Source organism: Streptomyces sp. NPDC048185 (genome assembly GCF_043202495.1).
In the GTDB taxonomy this organism is placed as follows: domain Bacteria; phylum Actinomycetota; class Actinomycetes; order Streptomycetales; family Streptomycetaceae; genus Streptomyces.
On sequence record NZ_JBIDAN010000010.1, the window covers coordinates 11803 to 34639 of the forward strand.

Here is a 22837-nt window from a genome sequence, read left to right on the forward strand (position 1 = left end):
CAGCCAGGAGAGACACTGGCGGCATGCGCCTCAGCATCCCCCGGCCCCGCAGCCTGGCCGGCCAGCTCTTCGCGATGCAGGCCGTGCTGATCGCGGTCGTCGTCGCCGGGTACGCGCTGTTCACCTACCTCAGCGACCGGGGGCAGGCCGAGGAGGCGGCGGGACGGCAGGCCAGGTCGGTGGCGCTGTCGATCGCCGATTCGCCGTCCGTGCTGGAGGCCGTCGGCACCGCCGACCCCACGTCACGGCTCCAGCCGTACGCGGTGCGCGTCATGCGGGACACCGACGTCGACTTCGTCACGATCATGACCCCGCAGGGCATCCGCTGGACCCACCCCGAACCGCAGCAGATCGGCCGTCCTTTCCAGGGCCACATCGAACGCGCGCAGCGCGGCGAGACGTTCACCGAGACCTATACCGGCACGCTCGGGCCGTCGGTCCGGGCGGTCACACCCGTGCGGGACGACGGCCGGGTCGTCGGACTGGTCAGCGCCGGCATCAAGGTGGAGGAGATCAGCAAGCGGGTGCAGGACCAGCTGACGGCCCTGCTCGGCGTCGCGGTCGGTGCCCTGGTGCTCGGCGCGGTCGGCACGTACGTGATCAACGCGCGGCTGCGCCGGCACACCCACGGCATGAACGCGGACGAGCTCAGCCGCATGCACGACTACCATCAGGCGGCGCTGCACGCGGTACGGGAAGGGCTGCTGATGCTGGACTGGCAGTACCGTGTCGCGTTGATCAACGACGGCGGACGGGAGCTGCTCGGCGTGAGCGGCGACGTGGTCGGTGCCTCGGTCGCCGACCTCGGCCTGCCGGCGCAGCTGACGGGGGCGCTGCTGGCGTCGGAGCCACGGGTGGACGAGGTGCACCTGACGGCCGAGCGGGTGCTGGTGGTGAACACCTCGCCCGTCTCCGGCGGTGAGCGCCGGGGCACCGTGGTGACCCTGCGCGACGTCACCGAGCTGCAGTCGCTGATGGGCGAACTGGACTCGGAGCGCGGCTTCACGCAGGCGCTGCGCTCGCAGGCGCACGAGGCCGCCAACCGGCTGCACACGGTCGTCTCGCTGATCGAGCTGGGGCGCGCCGAGGAGGCGGTGGACTTCGCGACGGCCGAGCTGGAGCTGGCGCAGGCGCTCACCGACCAGGTGGTGGCGGCGGTGAGCGAGCCGGTGCTGGCCGCGCTGCTGCTGGGCAAGACGGCACAGGCGAACGAACGGGGAGTGGAACTGGTGGTGTCGCAGGACAGCCGGCTGGACGACGGGCTGCTGCCGTCGTCCCTGCCCGCCCGGGACCTGGTGACGATCCTGGGCAACCTGATCGACAACGCGGTCGACGCGGCCCAGGGCCGGGTGCCCTCGCGGGTGACGGTGGCGGCGTACACCGGCAGGGACACGGCCGGGGCCGGTTCGGAGCTGGTGCTGCGGGTCTCGGACACCGGCGCGGGCGTCGACCCGGCCCATGCCGGGCTGCTCTTCCAGCGGGGCTTCTCCACCAAGCCGGCCGGGCCCGGCGGACGGGGCCTGGGTCTCGCGCTGGTCCACCAGGCGGTGCACCGGCACGGCGGCACACTGACCGTGACGGAGGCCGACGGAGGCGGCGCCCGCTTCGAGGCACGGCTGCCGCTGGACGGCACCGCCGGTCCCGGGACGGAGCCCCGCGTCGCGGGCACGGAGCCCGGCGTCGCGGCCGCGGGCGGGGCGCCGGCCGGCAGACCGGGGCACGGAGGCCGGGGATGAGTGAAGCGCAGCTTATCCGCGTGCTCGTCGTCGAGGACGACCCCGTCGCCGCCGACGCGCACGTGATGTACGTCGGGCGGGTGCCGGGGTTCACGGCCGTGGGCAAGGCGCACAGCGGGGCGGAGGCGCGGCGCGTGCTGGACCGTACCCCCGTCGACCTGCTGCTGCTCGACCTGCACCTGCCGGACGTGCACGGGCTCCAGCTGGCCCGTTCGCTGCGGGCGGCCGGGCACCACACCGACGTGATAGCGGTGACGTCGGCCCGGGACCTGACGGTCGTGCGGGAGGGGGTGTCGCTGGGCGTCGTCCAGTACGTGCTGAAGCCGTTCACCTTCGCCACCCTGCGGGACCGGCTGGTGCGGTACGCCGAGTTCCGGGGCACCGCCGGCGAGGCGAGCGGCCAGGAGGAGGTGGACCGGGCGCTGGCCACCCTGCGGGCCCCCGCCCCGGCGGCGCTGCCCAAGGGGCTCAGCGCGCCCACGCTGGAACGGGTGACGGGCGCGCTGCGGGGCGCGGAGGAGGGCCTGACCGCGGCCGGGGTGGGGGAGGCCGTGGGCATCTCGCGGATCACCGCCCGCCGTTATCTGGAGCACCTGGTGGACACCGGCCGGGCCCGGCGCAGCCCGCTCTACGGGCAGGTGGGGCGGCCCGAGCTGGTGTACCGGTGGCTCCGGAGCACCCGGCGGGACGGCTGAGCAGAGGCGGTCCGCGCGGGTAAACCACCGCACACGCATTGACCTGACTAGACCACTCCTCTTACGTTCGCCGAGCAGCCGTCCCGGCCACACCGTCGTGCGCCAGCAGGAGGTCGTTGCCCGTGCGTCCCACCGTCCGGTTCACCGCTCTCGTCGCCCTGACCGCGCTCGCCTCCACCGCACTCGCCGCCTGTTCGAGCGGCTCCGGCAGCGATCCGGACACGGTGAAGGTCTCCTACAAGCAGTCGACGGACAACTCCGTCAAGGTGATGGACACCTACCTCGCCGACATCAAGAAGCAGTTCGAGAAGGCCCATCCGGGCAAGAAGGTCGAGCTCGTCCCCATCAAGGCCCCGGACTCGGAGTACTACACCAAGGTGCAGCAGATGCTGCGCTCCCCCAAGACCGCGCCGGACCTGGTCTACGAGGACACCTTCCTCATCAACTCCGACATCACCAGCGGCTACTTGAAGCCCCTCGACGCCTACCTCGCCGAGTGGCCGGACTGGGACAGGTTCATCGGCACCGCGAAGGCGGCGGCCAAGGGCGAGGACGGCAGGACGTACGGCGTCCCGGACGGCACCGACACCCGCGGGTTGTGGTTCAGCAAGGACGTCTTCGCCAAGGCCGGCCTGCCCGCCGACTGGCAGCCGAGGACCTGGGACGACGTGCTCTCCGCGGCCCGCGCCATCAAGGAGAAGGTCCCCGGCGTCACCCCGCTCAACGTGTACACGGGCAAGCCCGCCGGCGAGGCCGCCACCATGCAGGGCTTCGAGATGCTGCTGTACGGCACGAACGACGGGACCACCGACCCGCTCTACGACAAGAGCGGCAAGAAGTGGATCGCGGCGGGGCAGGGCTTCAAGGACTCCCTCGCGTTCGTCGAGACGGTCTACAAGGAGAAGCTCGGCCCCGAGGTGTCCGACGCGCTCGACCCGAACTTCGCCACCACGGTCCGCGGCGAGCTGCTCCCGCAGGGCAAGCTCGGCATCGCCCTGGACGGCTCCTGGCTGCCGCAGGACTGGCTGGAGGGCAGCGGGCACGAGTGGCCCGCGTGGTCGGAGGAGCTGGGCCTGGCCGCCATGCCGACCCAGCACGGCCAGGCGCCCGGCAAGGTGAGCATGTCCGGCGGCTGGACCTGGGCGATCCCCGCCAAGGCGGCCAACCCGGACCTGGCCTTCGAGTTCGTCAAGACGATGCAGACCAAGGCCAACGCGCAGAAGTGGTACGTCGCCAACTCCGGCATCGCGGTCCGCGAGGACGTCGCGAGCGACCCCGCGTACATCCGGGCACAGCCCGGCCTCGAGTTCTTCACCGACCTGGTCGCCAGCACCCACTACCGGCCCGCCTACCCGGCCTACCCGAAGGTGTCCGTCGCCGTCCAGGAGGCCATGGAGGGCGTGACGACCGGTGACCTGTCGGTCGAGGAGGCGGCGCGCGGCTACGACGAGGCGCTGGAGGAGGCCACCGACGGCCAGGTGGTCCGCAAGTGACCGCGGCCGCGCCGCGGCGAACGGATCCCGAGGTCCGCAAGGTCCCGCCGGGTCCGCCCGCCGTCCCGGCCCGCCCGGGGCCCGGCTCCGTGCGCCGTTCCCTGGTCCGCGCCCTGCCCGTCTCCCCCGCGCTCCTCCTGCTGCTGCTGTTCCTCGCCGGCCCGATCGCCTACTGCGTCGTCATCGCCTTCACCGACCTCCAGCTGACCGGGCAGGCCGAGGAGTCCTTCGTCGGGTTCGACAACTTCCGGCGGGCCTTCCGGGACGAGGCGTTCCTCAACGCCGTGTGGCTGACGCTGGTCTTCACGGTGCTGTCGTCTCTGATCGGGCAGAACACCCTGGGGCTGGCGCTGGCCTCGCTGATGCAGCGGGCCTCGAAGCCGGTCCGCACGCTCACCGGCGGCATCGTCGTCACGGCGTGGGTACTGCCGGAGGTGGTGGCGGGCTTCCTGCTGTACGCCTTCTTCCGCCGCGAGGGCACCCTCAACGCCATCCTCGACCAGCTCCATCTGCCCTCGCAGAACTGGCTGTTCACGCTGCCGATCCTGGCGGTGTCCTTCGCCAACGTCTGGCGGGGCACCGCGTTCTCGATGCTGGTGTACTCCGCCGCCCTGAACGAGATCCCGAAGGAGGTCACCGAGGCCGCCGAGGTGGACGGGGCGAGCGGCTGGCGCCGCATGTGGCACATCACGCTGCCGATGATCCGCCGTTCCATCGGCACCAATCTCATGCTCAACACCCTGCAGACGCTGTCGGTGTTCGGCCTGATCTGGGTGATGACGCGCGGCGGCCCGAGCGGCAGGAGCCAGACGCTGCCGCTGTTCATGTACGAACAGGCCTTCCAGAACAGCCTGATCGGTTACGGCACGGCGGTGGCACTGCTGCTGTTGCTGATCGGCTCCCTGTTCTCGGTCGTGTACCTGCGCCTGCTGCGGACGGAGGTCTGACCGCCCATGTCCCGCACAACACGCACCACGCGCACGACGCGCACGCCCGCCTCCCGGCGCACGAGACGACGCCTGGCCGCCGACGCCGGACTGCTGGTGGCCGCCGCCGCCTTCGTGCTGCCGCTGGCGTGGGTGGTGCTGTCCGCGCTCGACCCGCACGCGAGCCTGCGGGTGAAGGCTCCCGACGGCCTCACCCTGGACAACTTCGACGCGATCCTCACCGACGACATCACCTTCACCCCGCTGTTCAACAGTCTGGTGCTGTGCGGCGGCGCCACCCTGCTGACGGTGGTGTGCGCGGCGCTCGCCGCGTACCCGCTGTCCCGTTTCCGGTCCCGGCTGAACCGGCCGTTCCTGCTCACCGTCCTGTTCGCGACCAGCCTGCCCATCACGGCGATCATGGTGCCGGTCTACGCCCTGTTCGTACGGGTCAACCTGATCGACACCCTGCAGGGCACGATCTTCTTCTTCGCGGCGTCCCAACTGCCCTTCGCCATCTGGCTGATGAAGAACTTCATGGACGGCGTGCCCAAGGAGCTGGAGGAGGCGGCGTGGACGGACGGCGCGTCCTCCTTCCAGTCGCTGCTGCGGATCGTGCTGCCGCTGATGGGCCCGGGGGTGGCGGTGGTGACGGTGTTCTCGTTCGTGATGATGTGGGGGAACTTCTTCGTCCCCTTCATGCTGCTGCTCAGCCCGGACCGGATGCCGGCGTCGGTGAGCATCAACGACTTCTTCGGCAACCGGGGCATGGTGGCGTACGGGCAGCTGGCGGCGTTCTCGATCGTCTACTCGACGCCGGTGATCCTGCTGTACGTGCTGATCTCCCGGCGGCTGGGCGGCGGCTTCGCGCTGGGCGGGGCGGTCAAGGGATGAGCGGGGCGGCCGAGGGGCGAGCCGGGGGGCGTCCGGACTCGCCCGTAGATTCGCACAATCCGTATCGCTGGGTGAACAGCCCGTAGTCAAGTCGGGCGGGGGCCCCTACGGTGTGGCCCGTGCGCCGACCCTCACCCCACCCGAACCAGTCGGGCCCCCCGTTCAACGCCCTCGCCGCCCGCCGCCTCCGTGCCGCCCTCGGCATGGGGCCAGAGCACGTCGCCCACGGCATGCGGGTGTCGTACGGGCTCCCGTACGTCACCCCGGACCTCGTCGTCGCCTGGGAACGGGGGCTGGCCTCCCCCGGCAACTCCGAGCTCACGGCCCTCGCGGGCGTGCTGTGGTGCTCGCCCGGTGAGCTGCTCGGCCGCCCGCAGACCCTGCGCGAGCACCGCATCGCCCGTGGGCTCGCCCCCGAGGACGTGGCGCGTGCCGTCGGGCTCGGGCTGGACGCCTATCTGAAGATGGAGGAGAAGGAGGACTGGCGCGGCACCGACCGCCAGTCCTCCGCGCTCGCCGACGTGCTCGGCCTCGAACTGCCCGACTTCGTCACCGTCACGGGGCGCGACGGCAAACTCGCCGACCTGCTGCGCAGCGCGGTGAACACCCGCTGGCAGGGCTACGTCCGCCCGGTCGCCAAGATCGCTCCGCTGGACCGGCGGATCCTGGAGGACGTGCTGCAGGAACTGCACCAGGACTACCAGGGGCACATGGTCGCCACCCTCAGCTGGGGCGGTGGCAGCGGCGACTCGAGCGCGGCCGGCCGCGACTACCTCGAGCGGATCGTGGACCACTTCTGGACGGTGGTGCGCAAGCACACCGAGTGAGACCCGGCCGGTCAGCCCGCGTCGGCCGCGGCGGCCAGGATCCGGGCGAGCTCGGCCGGCGCGGTGAGCATGGGCCAGTGGCCCGAGTCGAGGTCGGCGAAGTCGACGCGCTTCGCCCGGGCGAGTTCCGGGACGTCGCCGGCGCCGATCCACTCCCGTGCCTGCGCGGCGGTGAACTCCGGGCACACGACCACGACCGGGACCTCGAACCGACGCTCGTCCGCGAACCGCACGGTCCCCCGGGCCACGCCCTCGGGCACGGGGATCGCGGCGGCCGCGAACTCCCGCCTGGCCTCCGCGTCGAGATCGGCGGCGTCCGGCCCTTCGAACGGGTCCCAGCCGGGGAAGGGCATCACACCGTCGCGCACCTCGAAGAAGTCGGCGTACGGCTGTCCGTCGCCGGTCGGGAACCCGCCGACGAGGGCGACCCCGGCCACCCGCTCCGGCCGCCGGTCGGCGGCCAGCCAGGCCAGGGTGCAGGCGGCGGAGTGCCCCGCCACCAGGCACCTTCCGGACGCCGCGTCCACCGCGGCGAGCACCGCCGCCACCTGGTCGTCGAGCGTCGCGGACGGGGCGCCGTCGCCCTGGCCCGGGAGGGTGAGCGGCACGGGGCGGTGGCCGAGCGGTTCCAGCGCGGACGCGACGCGGTCCCACGCGGACCCGTCCAGCCACAGGCCGCCGGCGAGCAGGATGTCCATGATCGGTTCTCCCTCTGAGGGCTGTTCGAGGTCGGTTCTCGGGCTTCTCGCTCCGGGGTCTGCCCGGCAGCGGTGTCACCGTAGGGGGAGATCCGGACGATCCGCTGCCGGTATTCCGGCGGCCGTCGGAGCGGCCGGACTAGCCTGCTCCCGTGCCGAACGACCTCAGCCCCACCGCGCGAGCGCTGCGCACCCTGGAGATCCTCCGGGCCCGCCCCGGGACGACGGCCGGCGACCTCGCGGAGCGGCTGGGCGTCACCGAACGGGCCGCGCGAAGGTACGTCGGGATCCTCAGGGAGGCCGGCATCCCCGTGCAGTCGGCCCGGGGACCGCACGGCGGGTACCGGCTGGGGCGCGGGACGCGGCTGCCCCCGGTGCACTTCACGCAGGCCGAGGCGCTCGGCCTGGTGATGGCGGTGCTCGGCGACCAGCCGGCCGCGGCCGACGCCGACGACCTGGTCGGCACCGCCCTGGGCAAGGTCGTCAAGGCGCTGCCGGAGGGCGTCGGCCGGCAGGCGGCGCTGCTGCGGGAGTACGCGGCGGCCGCGCCCGACCCGCACGCGGTCCGCCCGGACCCGGCCGTCGTCAGCGACCTCGTCGACGCCGTCGCGGCCCGGCACCGCGTGCTGGTCGCGTACCGCAGCGAGGCCGGGAACGAGTGGGAGACCGAGGTCGAGCCCTGGTCCCTCGTCGTCCGCCACGGGCGCTGGTATCTGCTGTGCCGCTCCCTGCGCGCCGACGCGATCCGCACCTACCGGGCCGACCGGATCCGCGCGGTCCGGGCGACCGGGCACGGCTTCGCGCCGCCCGAGGACCTGGACCCGGTGGCGGTGCTGGAGGAGCACCTGGGGCTCGGCTGGGAGTTCGCCACCCGCGTGGTGTTCGACGCCCCGCCGGGCGAGGTGGCCCCGTGGATCCGGCCGCCCATGGGGCGGCTCGAGCCCTCGGGGGACGGGTGCGTGCTGACCGGCAGCACCCGCAACCCGGACATGTACGCGCAGGAGTGGCTGGCGCGGCTGCCGTTCGCCTTCCGCGTCGAGGGCGGGGAGGAACTGCGGGCCGCGGTGGCGGCGCTGGCGGCCCGCTTCACCGCCGCGGTCGCGGAGGAGCGGGCCTGAACAGCCCGTGCCCCTCCAGAAGACCGACTAGAAGACCGACTCGGCCTCGTCCATGCGGTCCTTCGGCACCGTCTTCAGCTCGGTCACGGCCTCGGCCAGCGGCACCATGACGACGTCCGTGCCGCGCAGCGCGGTCATCCGGCCGAACTCGCCCCGGTGCGCGGCCTCGACGGCGTGCCAGCCGAAGCGGGTGGCGAGCACCCTGTCGTAGGCGGTCGGCACGCCGCCGCGCTGGACGTGGCCGAGGATGACCGGCTTGGCCTCCTTGCCGAGCCGGCGCTCCAGCTCGTACGCCAGCGCGGTGCCGATGCCCTGGAAGCGCTCGTGACCGTACTTGTCGATGGCGCCCTTGCCGTAGTCCATGGAGCCGTCGACGGGGTGGGCGCCCTCGGCGACGCAGACGACGGCGAACTTCTTGCCGCGGGCGAACCGCTCCTCGACCATCTTGACCAGGTCGGCCGGGTCGAAGGGCCGCTCGGGCAGGCAGATGCCGTGGGCGCCGGCGGCCATGCCGGACTCCAGGGCGATCCAGCCCGCGTGCCGGCCCATGACCTCGACGACCATCACGCGCTGGTGGGACTCGGCGGTGGTCTTGAGGCGGTCCATCGCCTCCGTCGCCACGCCGACCGCCGTGTCGAAGCCGAAGGTGCGGTCGGTGGAGGAGATGTCGTTGTCGATCGTCTTGGGCACGCCGACCACCGGCAGGCCGGCGTCGGACAGCATCCGGGCCGCCGTCAGCGTGCCCTCGCCGCCGATCGGGATCAGCGCGTCGATGCCGAAGTTCTGGATCATGTCGCCCGCGTTCTCGCAGGCCTCGCGGAGCCGGTCGCGCTCCAGCCGGGAGGAGCCGAGGATGGTGCCGCCGCGCGCCAGGATGCCGCTGACCGCGTTCAGGTCGAGGGCACGGTAACGGCCGTCCAGGAGGCCCGCGTAGCCGTCCTCGAAGCCGATGACCTCGTCGCCGTAGTTGTCGACCGCTCGGTGCACGACCGACCGGATCACTGCGTTCAGGCCGGGGCAGTCGCCGCCTGCGGTGAGAACTCCGATACGCATCGTGCTGTGTCTCCTGCTCGCTGTGGACACCGGTGAGCCAGGTCCGATTCTTTCACGTCCCCCAAGGGGATGCCGCTTCCGTACGGTCGGCACCATAGCCGCCCTCGAGCGCCACTCATTGACGGGCGCCTTATCTATTGGGAGAGGTATTGTCAAGAGGGTTCCGCTCACCCCGGTGGGCGATTTTTGTGCACGGGGACGGCCGCCGCCGGGCACCAGCCATCAGGACAACCGCCATCAGACGGAACGGAGAGCACGCGTGACGCGCAGCGTGTACGTGACCGGTATCGACCGCGGCGACGGCCGCCAGGTCGTCGAGCTGGGGGTCATGGAGCTGCTGACCCGCCAGGTCGACCGGGTCGGCGTCTTCCGTCCGCTGGTCCACGACGGGCCGGACCGGCTCTTCGAGCTGCTGCGCGCCCGCTACCGGCTCTCGCAGGACCCCTCGACGGTCTACGGCCTGGACTACCAGGAGGCCTCCGCGCTCCAGGCCGAGCAGGGCACGGACGAGCTGGTCTCCGCGCTGGTCGACCGGTTCCACCTGGTCGCCCGCGACTACGACGTCGTCCTCGTCCTCGGCACCGACTTCGCCGACACCCAGCTCCCGGACGAGCTGTCGCTGAACGCGCGGCTCGCCAACGAGTTCGGCGCCTCGGTGCTCCCGGTCGTGGGCGGCCGCAAGCAGACCGCCGAGTCGGTGCTCGCCGAGACCGTCAACGCCTTCCGCGCCTACGACGGGCTGGGCTGCGACGTCCTCGCCATGGTGACCAACCGGGTCGCCCGCGAGGACCGGGACGAGATCGCCGAGCGGCTCGCGAACCGGCTGCCGGTGCCCTCCTGGGTGGTGCCCGACGAGCCCGCGCTGTCGGCGCCGACCGTCTCCCAGATCGCGCACTCCCTCGGCGCCGAGGTGATCCTCGGGGACGACTCGGGCCTCGCCCGCGACGCGCTGGACTTCGTCTTCGGCGGGGCCATGCTGCCCAACCTGCTGGCCGCGCTGACCCCCGGCTGCCTGGTGATCACCCCCGGCGACCGGGCCGACCTGGTGATCGGCACCCTGGCCGCGCACAGCGCCGGCACCCCGCCGATCGCCGGCCTGCTGCTGACCCTGAACGAGGTGCCGGGCGACGGCATCCTCACCCTCGCCGCCCGGCTCGCCCCAGGCACGCCGGTGCTCTCCGTGACCGGCAACAGCTTCCCCACCGCCGAGCAGCTGTTCTCCCTGGAGGGCAAGCTGAACGCGGCCACCCCGCGCAAGGCGGAGACCGCCCTCGGCCTCTTCGAGCGGTACGTCGACACCGCCGACCTCAGCAAGCGGGTCTCCGCGCCGAGCAGCGACCGCGTCACGCCGATGATGTTCGAGCACAAGCTGCTCGAACAGGCCCGCTCCGACCTGCGCAGGGTCGTCCTGCCCGAGGGCACCGAGGAGCGGGTGCTGCACGCGGCGGAGGTGCTGCTGCGCCGGGGCGTGTGCGAGCTGACGCTGCTGGGCCCGGTCGAGCAGATCCGCAAGAAGGCCGCCGACCTCGGCATCGACCTCGGCGCCGCCCAGCTCATCGACCCGGCGGTGTCCGGGCTGCGCGACTCCTTCGCCGAGAAGTACGCGGCCCTGCGTGCCCACAAGGGCGTCACCGTGGAGCTGGCGTACGACGTCGTCTCCGACGTCAACTACTTCGGCACGCTGATGGTGCAGGAGGGGCTGGCCGACGGCATGGTGTCGGGGTCCGTGCACTCGACGGCGGCGACCATCCGCCCGGCCTTCGAGATCATCAAGACCAAGCCGGAAGCGTCGATCGTCTCCTCCGTCTTCTTCATGTGCCTGGCCGACAAGGTCCTCGTCTACGGCGACTGCGCGGTGAACCCGGACCCGGACGCCGAGCAGCTCGCCGACATCGCGACGCAGTCGGCGTCGACGGCGGCGCAGTTCGGGGTGGATCCGCGGATCGCGATGCTGTCGTACTCGACCGGCACGTCCGGTTCCGGCGCGGACGTCGACAAGGTGCGCGAGGCGACCGGGCTGGTCCGTTCGCGCCGCCCCGACCTGCGGATCGAGGGACCGATCCAGTACGACGCCGCCGTGGAGCCGTCGGTCGCCGCGACCAAGCTGCCCGGGTCCGAGGTCGCCGGGCAGGCCAGCGTGCTGATCTTCCCCGACCTGAACACCGGCAACAACACGTACAAGGCCGTGCAGCGCTCGGCCGGCGCCATCGCCGTCGGCCCGGTCCTCCAGGGCCTGCGCAAGCCGGTCAACGACCTGTCCCGGGGCGCGCTCGTCCAGGACATCGTCAACACGGTCGCGATCACCGCGATCCAGGCCCAGACCCCGACCGAGAAGGCTGCCGAACAGTGAGCTCCCCCACCCGCGTCCTCGTCCTCAACTCCGGCTCCTCGTCGGTGAAGTACCAGCTGCTGGACATGCGGGACGGCAGCCGGCTGGCGGTGGGTCTGGTCGAGCGCATCGGCGAGCAGACCTCCCGGCTCAAGCACACCCACGTGGCCGGCGGCGACACCCGTGAGCAGAACGGCCCGATCGCCGACCACGAGGCCGCCCTGAAGGCGGTCGCCGGGGAACTGACCCGGGACGGTCTGGGCCTGGAGTCGCCGGAGCTGGCCGCGATCGGGCACCGGGTCGTGCACGGCGGCATGTTCTTCACCGAGCCCACCCTCGTCGACGACTCCGTGCTCACCGAGATCGAGCGGCTGATCCCGGTGGCACCCCTGCACAACCCGGCCAACCTCACCGGCATCCGCACCGCGCAGGCACTCCGCCCCGACCTGCCCCAGGTGGCCGTATTCGACACGGCGTTCCACACCACGATGCCGGAGTCGGCGGCGCGCTACGCGATCGACCCGAAGATCGCCGACCGGTACCGCATCCGCCGCTACGGCTTCCACGGCACCTCGCACGCGTACGTCTCCCGCGAGACCGCGCGGCTGCTGGGCAAGGACCCGTCGGAGGTCAACGTCATCGTGCTCCACCTCGGCAACGGCGCCTCGGCGTCGGCGGTCGAGGGCGGCCGGTGCGTGGACACCTCCATGGGGCTGACGCCCTTGGAGGGACTGGTGATGGGTACGCGGTCGGGAGACCTGGACCCGGCCGTCATCTTCCATTTGGAGCGCGTCGGCCAAATGTCCACGGACGAGATCGACACTTTCCTCAACAAGAGGAGCGGTCTGTTCGGCCTGTGCGGCGACAACGACATGCGGGAGATCCGCCGCCGGGTGGACGAGGGCGACGAACGGGCGCGCCTGGCCTTCGACATCTACATTCACCGGCTGAAGAAGTACATCGGCGCCTATTACGCCGTTCTCGGACGGGTGGACGCGGTCGCCTTCACGGCCGGGGTCGGCGAGAACGCGGCACCGGTGCGGGAAGCCGCCGTGGCGGGCCTGGAGGGACTGGGCCTGGCGGTCGACGCGGACCTGAACGCCGTGCGCGGCGACGGGGCGCGGCTGATCTCGCCCGCGTCCGCACGGGTGGCGGTGGCCGTGGTGCCGACCGACGAGGAAATGGAGATCGCGACACAAACCTACGCGCTGGTAAATGGTTCGGGGAATCTCACCTGAGCGGCATCCCGCCCTTTTGTATTTTCCGCCAGACGGAATATTCCGCAGCGAAACAAACCGATAGGATCGCCCCATGCGCCGTTCGAAAATCGTCTGTACTCTCGGCCCCGCGGTCGACTCCCACGAGCAGCTCGTCGCGCTGATCGAAGCCGGCATGAACGTGGCCCGCTTCAACTTCAGCCACGGAACCCACGCCGAGCACCAGGGCCGTTACGACCGTGTCCGGGCCGCCGCCAAGGAGACCGGCAGGGCCATCGGTGTCCTCGCCGACCTGCAGGGCCCCAAGATCCGCCTGGAGACCTTCGCCGAGGGCCCCGTCGAGCTGGTGCGCGGTGACGAGTTCACCATCACCACCGAGGACGTGCCGGGCGACCGGACGATCTGCGGCACGACGTACAAGGGCCTGCCCGGCGACGTCGCCAAGGGCGACCCGGTGCTCATCAACGACGGCAACGTCGAGCTGAAGGTCACCGAGGTCGACGGCCCCCGGGTGCGGACGATCGTCATCGAGGGCGGTGTCATCTCCGACCACAAGGGCATCAACCTGCCCGGCGCCGCGGTGAACGTGCCCGCGCTGTCCGAGAAGGACGTCGAGGACCTCCGGTTCGCGCTGCGCATGGGCTGCGACATGGTCGCGCTGTCCTTCGTCCGGGACGCCAAGGACGTGGCCGACGTGCACCGCGTCATGGACGAGGAGGGCCGCCGGGTCCCCGTCATCGCCAAGGTGGAGAAGCCGCAGGCGGTGGACAACATGGAGGACGTCGTGATGGCGTTCGACGCCGTCATGGTGGCCCGTGGCGACCTGGCCGTCGAGTACCCGCTCGAGAAGGTCCCCATGGTGCAGAAGCGCCTGATCGAGCTGTGCCGGCGCAACGCCAAGCCGGTGATCGTGGCGACCCAGATGATGGAGTCGATGATCACCAACTCCCGCCCGACCCGCGCCGAGGCCTCCGACGTGGCCAACGCGATCCTGGACGGCGCGGACGCGGTCATGCTGTCGGCGGAGTCGTCCGTGGGCGCGTACCCGATCGAGACCGTGAAGACGATGTCGAAGATCGTCACCGCGGCCGAGGGGGAGCTGCTCTCCAAGGGCCTCCAGCCGCTGGTGCCGGGCAAGAAGCCGCGCACGCAGGGCGGTTCGGTGGCCCGCGCCGCCGCCGAGATCGCCGACTTCCTGGGCGGCAAGGGCCTGGTGGCCTTCACCCAGTCCGGCGACACCGCGCGCCGCCTGTCCCGCTACCGCGCGGCCCAGCCGATCCTCGCCTTCACCACCGACGAGTCCACCCGCAACCAGCTGGCGCTCAGCTGGGGCGTGGAGCCGCACGTGGTGCCGTTCGTCAACAGCACGGACGAGATGGTCGAGCTGGTCGACCAGGAGATGGTGAAGCTCGGCCGTTTCAACGACGGCGACGTCGTCGTGATCACCGCCGGTTCGCCCCCCGGCGTGCCCGGCACCACCAACATGGTCCGTGTGCACCACCTCGGTGAGGCGCGCCGCGCCTGACGCCGGCCGCGGTACACGACGAGGGCGCCCCCTGTGGTCAGGGGGCGCCCTCGTCGTGCGCGGCTCCCGGAAAGGGCCCGGCGGTGCGGTCAGGACGTGAACTGGTGCAGCCCGGGGATGTGCAGGGTGCCGCCGAACTGGCCGGCCTGGACGACCGTCACGTTCGTGAAGTAGATCAGCGGGATGTCCAGCGGCGGCGGGTTCTCGGGGTCGAAGGTGATCGGGATCAGTCCGAGCAGGTTGCCCGAGATGCTCTCCGTGTACATCACCGTCTCACCGTCGCGGATCGTGGACGTCGAGCCCTTGGCCGCCTGCACGTGGTAGGTCTTGCCGGACTGGTCGTCCTTCACCGTCTGGTGCAGGTCGCCGATGTCGGTGCCGTTCGAGACGACGTACTTGAGCACCTTCTTGGTGGTGCCGTTGGCCGTCCGGACCTCGACGACGCCCTTGTACGAGGCGCCCTTGAGCAGCAGCGAACTCGCGTTCAGGTACCAGGGGTCGTCGGGCAGCGGCACCTTGTTGTCGACGCCGCCCTCCGCGTCCGTGGCGACCGGGCAGTCGTCCACGTCCGGGCCGGCGCTCTCGGAGGCGTCGGGGCCGGGCGAGGCGGTGGCGGCGTCCCCGGCGGCCTCCGTGGCCCCGTCGACGGCCTCGTCCACCGTCTTGCCCGCGTCCTCGGCCGCCCCGGACGCCGCGTCGGTGACGTCCTTCGCGGTGTCCGTCGCCGTACCGGTGACGTCCTTCACCGTGTCGGTGGCCTTCCCGACCGTGTCCTCCACGGTGCCGGAGGCGTCCTTCGCGGCGCTCCCGCCGGTACCCTCGCCGGCGCTCGCGGACGCCGAGGGGGTGGGCGTGGGGCTCGGGCTCTCCTCGGTCTTGCCACCGGTGAAGATGCTCCCGATGGCGTCGCCGAGGTCCTTCAGCACGCCGCCGCTCTCGCTCTCGGACGGCGAGGGCGACGGGGTCTCGGTGCCGGACGCCTTCTCCTGGCTCCGGTCCTCGGGGGACGCGGAGGGTGCGGGCTCGGCCTCGTCGTCGGAACCTGAATCCGGCGAAGAGGTCGAACCGGCGCCCTCGTCGGCGCCCTTGCCGCTGTCCTGGTCCGCGTCACCGGAGGCCGAGGGCTCCGGCTCCGTCGCGTCGTCCGTGCCGCCGGACTCGTCGCCGGCCTTCTCGTCGTCCGCCTCGTCGGTCGCCGAGGGCGACGGCGTGGGGGACTCCGCAGAGCCCTTCTCGGCGTCCTCCAGGGCCGCGACGCAGTCCTTGTACTCGTCGGCCGTCAGGCTGTTCGACGGCGGTGCCGCGTCGTTGCCGTCGGCGAGGGCCAGCGTCGGCGTGAACCCCATCCCCATGAGGACCGCCGTGGGCATCGCCGCCAGGGCTATCGCCTTCCCGGCCGGCATGTGGAACCTGGTGAACAACGGCTTCTTGGGTGCCGCGTGGCGCGGCCCGGTTCTCACACGGGACGCCTCCACGTCGGTCCCGCGGGTCACCTCGTCAGCCGGCACTGTGCCTCCCGTTCGCCCCGTTGGCCGGGCTCGTTCCTGACAGATCGTTCGGCTCTTGCACACCGCCCCGCGGCTGCGGCACCGCGGCGTCGGGCACCGGGGTTCCGGGGACCACGCCCTCGGGCGCGCCGCCCGTTCCCTTGCCCTCCACCGGCGGCTCGGCCTGCGGCGGCCGGCCCGGTACCCACGACACGGCCATCGCTCCGCCGGTCAGCGCCAACAGGAAACCGATGAGGAAGCCACCGAGGTTGGACACGGGGATGGACACCAGCGCCAGCAGGATCGCCGCCACGCCCGCGAAGACCCGGACGTGCTTCTGGAACCACAGGCTGACGCCCAGGACGACCAGCAGCACGCCGATGATCAGGGACCCGGCGCCCGCGGTGGTGGCCATCGCCAGCGTCAGGTGACCGATCTGGAGGTTCGCGTACGGGAAGTAGGCGATGGGGAGTCCGCCGAGGGCGACGAACAGACCGGCCCAGAACGGCCGCGCACCTCTCCAGGCACGGAACTGCAGCCTCCGGCGGGTGAACTGGCCGGTTGCGGCAGGAGTCTCGGCGCTCATGGAAAACAGCTCCCTGGTACGGCTTTGCTGTGGTGGAGATGTGGGCCGTGCGTGAAGGCGCGGCCGGAGAGTGGACGGGCGGGGGCGCCATCGGCTCCCCCGCCCGTCAGCGAGTGCTTAGTAGCACTCCTTGACACCCTTGGACAGCGACATCTTCAGACCGCTGAGCTTGAAGGTTCCGGCGGTGGTCGCCCACGCCGTCTGCTTCACGCCGGTCAGCGTGACCGAGTCGGCCTGCTGCGAGAACCCGTACGGGTTCGCGGTGTCGCCCTTCTTGATGCCCGGACCCTTGGCGGCGTCCTTGGCCGCGACGCCGATGTCGATGCCGCGGAACGTGGCATCGGCCTCGAGCTGCTCGACGTCGATGTACAGGTTCTCGGCCTCGACCGCCTTGCTGCCGCCGCCGGCCTTCAGCATGAGACTGACCGAGCCGATGAGCGGGATGTCCGGGGTGACCACGGACTGGCACATGCCCTTGATCGACGCGGACTTGAACGCCGACACGGCGACGGGGTGAGCCGTCTTCTGCCCGTCGAGCGTGTAACCCGAGTCGATCGCCCCGTACTGGACGAATCCCGTACCGTCGAGCTGATCCGCCGTCACCTTGAACGACTGGCCGGAGACGCTGAACGATGCGGCGAGGGCGCCCTGCGCGAGCGCGACGCCTATCGCAGCCGTGGCGGCCACGCTGGGCACCATCACCACGGCGAACCGCTTCCATCTGGTCCCGCCACGCACCTGGGACTCCATATTTCCTCCTTCTCGGACGTACATCTCCTGGCCTCGGCCCGCCCCCGGATCGGCGGCTCGGCCTGGCAGGGATGGGAGAAGTGCTACGTCCTCGGGAAGGAGAGCGCCCGCGCTCGGAGGCACGTACCATGCGCCCGAATCACCGGCGATCACCCCCGAGCGACAACCACTGGTCGCGCCTGACACGCATCACGCACAACCCTGCTGGACAGGCTTCACCGGGTGGGTGAAGACCCCCCTGCCCAAGAGCCGGCCCACTGCCGCCGGCTCTGCTCGGTGGGGACCCAGGAACCCCCGCGACCCGACTGGCTTTCGGGGTACGGGAATGGACCGAGCGTCGCCGATCGTGGTGCATTCTCGCCGCCGACACAAGGGGGTTCGTTACTCACTAGTAACGGCCGGATAACCATGGGACGACGCACCGGCCCCGAACGGCGACGCTGGGTGTGCCATGAGGGAGGAACAAAACTATTGATCGCTGGACAGAATCCGACAGAACGACGCCTGCGACTTACTGGCAGTAACAGCGGCCGCGATTGCCAAGATTTGGCAAAGCGCGGCCGCATTGGCGTCTGGTCGGCAGTTCTCTCACTCGGGCATCACCCGGCCGGACGGTCGGCGACCGCCCGGCGAACGGGCTCCCGTACGCCCCTCAGAACAGGGCTCGGGCGAGCGCCCTGCGTGCCGCGGTCACCCGCGGGTCGTCGGCGCCGACCACCTCGAACAGCTCCAGCAGCCGCATCCGTACGGCGTCCCGGTCGTCCCCGGCCGTACGGCGCACCGTGTCGATGAGCCGGCCGAAGGCGTCCTCCACGTGCCCGCCCACCAGATCCAGGTCGGCGGCGGCGATCTGCGCCTGCGCGTCGTCCGGCTTGTCGGCCGCGTCCTGACGGACCCGCTGCGGGTCGGCGTCCTGAACGCGCTGCAGCAACTCGGCCTGAGCGAGGCCCAGTTTGGCCTCCGTGTTGCCCGGTTCGTCGCTGAGCACGTTCTTGTACGCACGGACGGCACCGGCCAGGTCACCGGCGTCCAGCGCCTGCACGGCGGCCTCCAGCGCCGCGTCGTGCGGCCCGGCCGGGCGCTCGGGGGCGGCGGTCCGGTCCGCGCCCGGCTCCGCCTCCGGGTCGACGACGAGGCCGGTCAGGCCGAAGCGCTGCTCGGCTACCTGCACCAGCTGGTCCAGGGTCTGACGGATCTGCGCCTCGCCGGCGGCGCCCTGGAACAGGGGCAGCGCCTGTCCGGCCACGACCGCGAAGACGGCCGGGATGCCCTGGACGCCGAACTGCTGCATCAGCATCTGGTTGGCGTCGACGTCGATCTTGGCGAGGAGGAAGCGCCCGTTGTACTCGACGGCGAGCCGCTCCAGGACGGGGCTCAACTGCTTGCAGGGCTCACACCATTCGGCCCAGAAGTCGATGACGACCGGGACCTCGGCGGACCGCTGCAGGACGTCGCTCTCGAAGCGGGCCTCGTCGACGTCGATGACGAGATCGGCCGGGGAGACGCCCCCCGCTCCGCCGTGCCGGGCGGCCTCGGCGCGCGCCTGCTCCGCCTTGGCCTTGGCCTCCTGGGCCGCCTTCACCGCGGCGAGGTCGACGACCCCGCTCATGGACATGTTCCGTGGCTGCATGGGTCTATCCTCCCCTGTCCTGCGCGCGTGTGTGAAAAGCGGTGTGAAAGCCCGCCCTGATGTGTGCCGTCGGCACGGGTCGTGCGGCGCCGGGTCCCCACCCTGCGCCCGTGGTCGTCGCTCGGGCACGGGCGTACCCGCGCTTTCGCTACGAGTCGTAGCGTAATGCCATGACGGGCCGTCGGAACACCCCGCCCCGGTGATCTCCCTCACGGCCGGTCCGCGCAAACACGCCGGTTATGGTCGGGACATGCAGAGCAGCACCCCCGCCGGCCGTGCCGGGCGCCCGCGCAGCGCCGCGGCGGACACCGCGATCCTGGCCGCGACGCGGGCGGCCCTGGTGGACCTGGGCTGGTCGAAGCTCACCCTGGGAGACGTGGCGACGCGGGCCGGGGTTGCGAAGACGACCCTCTACCGTCGCTGGGCGGGCAAGAACGAACTGGTCGTGGACGCGGTCGCGGAGCTCTTCGACGAACTGGAACTGCCCGACCGCGGCTGCCTGGCCGCGGACATCGAGGGTGTGGTGCTGCAGTTCGCGGCGATCCTGGCGCGGCCGGAGGCCAAGAGCGGGCTGATGGCGGTGGTGGCCGAGTCCACGCGGGACGAGGCGCTGCGCGAGCGCATCCGCGCCTCCATCGTCGACCGGCAGAAGCGTCTGGTGCTGGAGGGCAGGGCCCGCGCCCAGGTCCGGGGCGAGCTGCCCGCCGAGACCGACCCGGCCGAGGCCGCGCGCACCGCGGACCTCATCTTCGACGTGGTGGCGGGCGCGGTGGTCCACCGCACCCTGGTCAGCGCGGAACCGGCGGACGGCGACTGGGTGCGGGGCTTCACGCAGGTACTGCTGTGGGGCCTGTCCACACCCCCACCTGACGACACCCACCGACCGACCTAGCCCGCCGAAGGGCAACCTCCAGCCGGCCCGAGCCGCGCAACGGCACGCTCCACCCGACCGAGCCTGGTGACGGTGCCTCTCGGCCGACCGAGCCGGGTGACGGCACATCCATCCGGACCGAGCCGGGTGACGACACCTCTCGGCCGACCGAGTCGGGTGGTGGGTGGGCAGAGGGCCGGGGGTCCAGGGGGCGGAGCCCCCTGGGAACGCCCGCGGCGGCCGGCGGCGCCTAGAACCCCGCCGGTTCCGTGTACACCCCCCACTCGTCCCGCAGCACCCCGCAGATCTCCCCGAGCGTCGCCTCCGCCCGCACCGCGTCCAGCATCGGCTCGATCATGTTGCCCCCGGACCGCGCCGCACCGAGCATCGCGTCCAGCGCGGAGCGCACGGCCGCGTCGTCCCGGGCCGCCTTGCGCTCGCCCAGCACCCGCACCTGCTCGCGCTCCACCTCGTGGCTCACCCGCAGGATCTCCAGGTCACCGGTGACGGAACCCGTGTGGACGTTGACGCCGACGACCTTCTTGTCGTCCTTCTCCAGGGCCTGCTGGTAGCGGAACGCCGACTCGGCGATCTCGCCGGTGAACCAGCCGTCCTCGATGCCGCGCAGGATGCCCGAGGTGATCGGGCCGATGGGGTGCTGCCCGTCCGGGTGGGCGCGCAGCCCGCGCTCCCTGATCTGCTCGAAGATCTTCTCCGCGTCCGCCTCGATCCGGTCCGTCAGCTGCTCGACGAACCACGAACCGCCCAGCGGGTCGGCGACGTTGGCGACGCCGGTCTCCTCCATCAGCACCTGCTGCGTCCGCAGCGCGATCTCGGCGGCCTGCTCGCTGGGCAGCGCGAGTGTCTCGTCCAGGGCGTTGGTGTGCAGGGAGTTGGTGCCGCCGAGCACGGCGGCCAGCGCCTCCACGGCGGTGCGCACGACGTTGTTGTACGGCTGCTGCGCGGTCAGCGAGACGCCGGCGGTCTGGGTGTGGAACCGCAGCCACTGCGCCTTCTCGCTCTTCGCGCCGTACACGTCCCGCATCCAGCGCGCCCAGATGCGCCGGGCCGCGCGGAACTTGGCGATCTCCTCGAAGAAGTCGACGTGAGCGTCGAAGAAGAAGGACAGCCCGGGCGCGAAGACGTCGACGTCCAGTCCCCTGCTGAGCCCCAGCTCCACGTATCCGAAGCCGTCCGCCAGCGTGTACGCCAGCTCCTGCGCGGCCGTGGCCCCGGCCTCGCGGATGTGGTATCCGGAGACGGAGAGCGGCTTGTAGGCGGGGATGCCCGCCGCGCAGTACTCCATCAGGTCGCCGATGAGGCGCAGGTGCGGCTCGGGCTGGAAGAGCCACTCCTTCTGGGCGATGTACTCCTTGAAGATGTCCGTCTGGAGCGTGCCGTTGAGCACGGACGCGTCGACGCCCTGCCGCTCGGCGGCGACGAGGTACATGCAGAAGACGGGCACGGCGGGCCCGCTGATCGTCATCGAGGTCGTCACGTCGCCGAGCGGGATGTCCTTGAACAGCACCTCCATGTCGGCGGCCGAGTCGATGGCGACCCCGCAGTGCCCGACCTCGCCCAGGGAGCGCGGGTCGTCGGAGTCGCGGCCCATCAGCGTCGGCATGTCGAAGGCGACGGAGAGCCCCCCTCCGCCGTTGCGGAGGATCATCTTGTACCGCTCGTTGGTCTGCTCGGCGTTCCCGAACCCGGCGAACTGCCGGATGGTCCACGTCCGCCCCCGGTAGCCGGTGGGGTACAGCCCGCGGGTGAAGGGGTACTCCCCCGGCCACCCGATCCGCTCGAACCCCTCGTACCGGTCCCCGTCCCGGGGCCCGTAGACCGGCTCCACGGGATCACCGGAGAGCGTGGTGAAGTCGGCGTCACGCTTGCGCGCGGCGTCGTACCGAGCCTGCCACCGACGGCGGCCTTCCTCTATGGCGTCAGCGTCCATACGGACAAATTTACTAGGACGTCCAAGTAAATGTCGATGGGGTACCGCCGTACGGGTGTCCGTACGGCGGTGGGGTCAGGCCTTGGCGGGTGCCGGCACGGGCTTGGCGACCTTGGCGTCCAGCTCCCGGCTGATCTTCCGTTCCACGAAGAAGGCGGCTGTCGGGACGGTCCCCGCGAGCAGCACCCAGAGCTGCTTCTTGACCGGCCACTTCGCCTTGGAGCCCAGGTCGAAGGCGAAGACGAGGTAGATGACGTACAGCCAGCCGTGGGCGATGCTGACGACCCGGGTGAAGTCGGCGGCGCCGTCCATCTCCAGGGCGTACTTGGCGATCATGCCCAGGCACAGGGCGATCAGCAGGACACCGGTGACGTACGCCATGACGCGGTAGCGGGTCAGCACGCTCTTTTTCATGCCTACGAGCGTAACCACACGTTTCGGGCGATCTTCCGGCGGCCCCGCCGCCGGACTCAGTCCCCCTCGAAGTCCCCGGCGGCCACCCGCAGGGGCCTCAGCATGGCGAAGATCTCGCCGCACTCCTCGGCGTCGTACGCGCCCAGACCGAAGTCCATGGCCATGAGGTCGCGGGTGGCCGACTCGACGACCTCGCGGCCCTTGCCGGTGATGCTGGCGAGCGTGCCGCGGCCGTCGTTGGGGTTGGGGCGCTTGTCGACCAGGCCGGACCTGACCAGGCGGTCGACGGTGTTCGTCACCGAGGTGGGGTGCACCATGAGCCGTTCGCCGATCTTGGACATCGGCAGCTCGCCCGACTTGGAGAAGGTGAGCAGCACCAGCGCCTCGTAGCGCGCGAACGTCAGTCCGTACGGCTTGACCACCGCGTCCACCTCGGCCAGCAGGATCTGGTGCGCGCGCATGATCGAGGTGATCGCGGCCATGGAGGGGACTCCGCCCCAGCGCTGCTTCCAGAGTTCGTCGGCGCGGGCGATGGGATCGAAGGAGAGGCTGAGGGGCTTCGGCACGGCATCAGACCTTACCGGCCGGTCACATGCCGGTCAGCCCCGTCTCGCCCCTCGATACCACCGCCCCGCCG

At 71.4% G+C, this 22837-nt stretch carries 20 protein-coding genes; 11 read left to right on the forward strand and 9 right to left on the reverse strand.

All coding sequences use genetic code 11. From position 1 onward, the window contains the following. The first annotated feature begins 23 nt into the window (after positions 1–23). From ACGF3H_RS26330 to ACGF3H_RS26355, 6 genes are all read left to right on the forward strand, one after another. Positions 24–1736: a sensor histidine kinase gene (locus ACGF3H_RS26330; protein ID WP_362496832.1), complete on the forward strand. Its 1713-nt coding sequence runs from the start codon at positions 24–26 to the stop codon at positions 1734–1736. Next, positions 1733–2431 (forward strand): response regulator, encoded by a 699-nt coding sequence (locus ACGF3H_RS26335; RefSeq protein WP_362496835.1) that lies wholly within the window; start codon positions 1733–1735, stop codon positions 2429–2431. Before ACGF3H_RS26330 ends, ACGF3H_RS26335 begins: the two co-directional genes overlap by 4 nt. A gap of 122 nt (positions 2432–2553) precedes the next feature. Further along, positions 2554–3924, forward strand: a complete 1371-nt coding sequence (locus ACGF3H_RS26340) for an extracellular solute-binding protein (protein ID WP_362496837.1) — start codon at positions 2554–2556, stop codon at positions 3922–3924. Continuing rightward, a complete protein-coding gene (locus tag ACGF3H_RS26345; RefSeq protein ID WP_362496839.1) occupies positions 3921–4871 on the forward strand; it encodes a sugar ABC transporter permease in 951 nt (316 codons plus the stop codon). The genes ACGF3H_RS26340 and ACGF3H_RS26345 overlap by 4 nt, the downstream gene beginning before the upstream one ends. Positions 4872–4877: 6 nt before the next feature. Beyond that, positions 4878–5744, forward strand: coding sequence for a carbohydrate ABC transporter permease (locus ACGF3H_RS26350; RefSeq protein WP_362496842.1), 867 nt, complete (start codon positions 4878–4880; stop codon positions 5742–5744). A 110-nt stretch (positions 5745–5854) separates the two neighbouring features. Further along, on the forward strand, positions 5855–6571 hold the full coding sequence (locus tag ACGF3H_RS26355; protein WP_362496845.1) for a helix-turn-helix transcriptional regulator: 717 nt from the start codon (positions 5855–5857) through the stop codon (positions 6569–6571). An 11-nt stretch (positions 6572–6582) separates the two neighbouring features. Here the strand turns inward: ACGF3H_RS26355 and ACGF3H_RS26360 are convergent, their stop codons facing one another. Continuing rightward, complete coding sequence (locus ACGF3H_RS26360; protein ID WP_362496848.1) at positions 6583–7269, reverse strand: alpha/beta hydrolase; 687 nt, start codon at positions 7267–7269, stop codon at positions 6583–6585. A 152-nt stretch (positions 7270–7421) separates the two neighbouring features. Between ACGF3H_RS26360 and ACGF3H_RS26365 the strand changes: the two genes are divergently transcribed. Continuing rightward, positions 7422–8387: a WYL domain-containing protein gene (locus ACGF3H_RS26365; RefSeq protein ID WP_362496851.1), complete on the forward strand. Its 966-nt coding sequence runs from the start codon at positions 7422–7424 to the stop codon at positions 8385–8387. Between the two features lie 27 nt (positions 8388–8414). Here the strand turns inward: ACGF3H_RS26365 and ACGF3H_RS26370 are convergent, their stop codons facing one another. After that, entirely contained in the window at positions 8415–9440 is a 1026-nt protein-coding gene (locus ACGF3H_RS26370) for an ATP-dependent 6-phosphofructokinase (RefSeq protein ID WP_362496853.1), read from the reverse strand. Between the two features lie 259 nt (positions 9441–9699). Here ACGF3H_RS26370 and pta point away from each other — a divergent pair, with 259 nt between their 5' ends. From pta to pyk, 3 genes are all read left to right on the forward strand, one after another. Beyond that, complete coding sequence (pta, locus tag ACGF3H_RS26375) at positions 9700–11790, forward strand: phosphate acetyltransferase (RefSeq protein ID WP_362496856.1); 2091 nt, start codon at positions 9700–9702, stop codon at positions 11788–11790. Next, positions 11787–13007 carry an acetate kinase gene (locus ACGF3H_RS26380; RefSeq protein ID WP_362496859.1) on the forward strand — a complete coding sequence of 407 codons (1221 nt, stop codon included), beginning with the start codon at positions 11787–11789 and terminating at the stop codon, positions 13005–13007. Before pta ends, ACGF3H_RS26380 begins: the two co-directional genes overlap by 4 nt. A gap of 73 nt (positions 13008–13080) precedes the next feature. Next, the gene (pyk, locus tag ACGF3H_RS26385; RefSeq protein ID WP_362496862.1) at positions 13081–14511 is read left to right on the forward strand and encodes a pyruvate kinase; all 1431 of its coding nucleotides are present in this window, start codon (positions 13081–13083) and stop codon (positions 14509–14511) included. An 89-nt stretch (positions 14512–14600) separates the two neighbouring features. On the opposite strand, the gene ACGF3H_RS26390 is transcribed toward pyk, so the two are convergent. The 4 genes from ACGF3H_RS26390 to ACGF3H_RS26405 all read right to left on the reverse strand — a co-directional run bounded on the left by ACGF3H_RS26390 (position 14601) and on the right by ACGF3H_RS26405 (position 18964). After that, positions 14601–16019, reverse strand: a complete 1419-nt coding sequence (locus ACGF3H_RS26390; RefSeq protein ID WP_362496865.1) for a hypothetical protein — start codon at positions 16017–16019, stop codon at positions 14601–14603. Beyond that, entirely contained in the window at positions 16009–16584 is a 576-nt protein-coding gene (locus tag ACGF3H_RS26395; RefSeq protein WP_362496868.1) for a DUF6114 domain-containing protein, read from the reverse strand. The genes ACGF3H_RS26390 and ACGF3H_RS26395 overlap by 11 nt, the downstream gene beginning before the upstream one ends. 117 nt (positions 16585–16701) lie before the next feature. After that, positions 16702–17334 (reverse strand): DUF6230 family protein, encoded by a 633-nt coding sequence (locus ACGF3H_RS26400; protein ID WP_362496871.1) that lies wholly within the window; start codon positions 17332–17334, stop codon positions 16702–16704. A gap of 652 nt (positions 17335–17986) precedes the next feature. After that, positions 17987–18964 (reverse strand): tetratricopeptide repeat protein, encoded by a 978-nt coding sequence (locus tag ACGF3H_RS26405; RefSeq protein ID WP_362496874.1) that lies wholly within the window; start codon positions 18962–18964, stop codon positions 17987–17989. A 250-nt stretch (positions 18965–19214) separates the two neighbouring features. Between ACGF3H_RS26405 and ACGF3H_RS26410 the strand changes: the two genes are divergently transcribed. Then, positions 19215–19856, forward strand: coding sequence for a TetR/AcrR family transcriptional regulator (locus ACGF3H_RS26410; RefSeq protein ID WP_362496877.1), 642 nt, complete (start codon positions 19215–19217; stop codon positions 19854–19856). A gap of 229 nt (positions 19857–20085) precedes the next feature. On the opposite strand, the gene ACGF3H_RS26415 is transcribed toward ACGF3H_RS26410, so the two are convergent. From ACGF3H_RS26415 to ACGF3H_RS26425, 3 genes are all read right to left on the reverse strand, one after another. After that, positions 20086–21786 (reverse strand): methylmalonyl-CoA mutase family protein, encoded by a 1701-nt coding sequence (locus ACGF3H_RS26415; RefSeq protein ID WP_362496880.1) that lies wholly within the window; start codon positions 21784–21786, stop codon positions 20086–20088. Positions 21787–21861: 75 nt separating this feature from the next. Then, positions 21862–22200, reverse strand: a complete 339-nt coding sequence (locus ACGF3H_RS26420) for a DUF3817 domain-containing protein (protein WP_362496883.1) — start codon at positions 22198–22200, stop codon at positions 21862–21864. Positions 22201–22256: 56 nt separating this feature from the next. Beyond that, positions 22257–22766, reverse strand: a complete 510-nt coding sequence (locus ACGF3H_RS26425; protein WP_362496886.1) for a MarR family transcriptional regulator — start codon at positions 22764–22766, stop codon at positions 22257–22259. Positions 22767–22837: the final 71 nt, after the last annotated feature.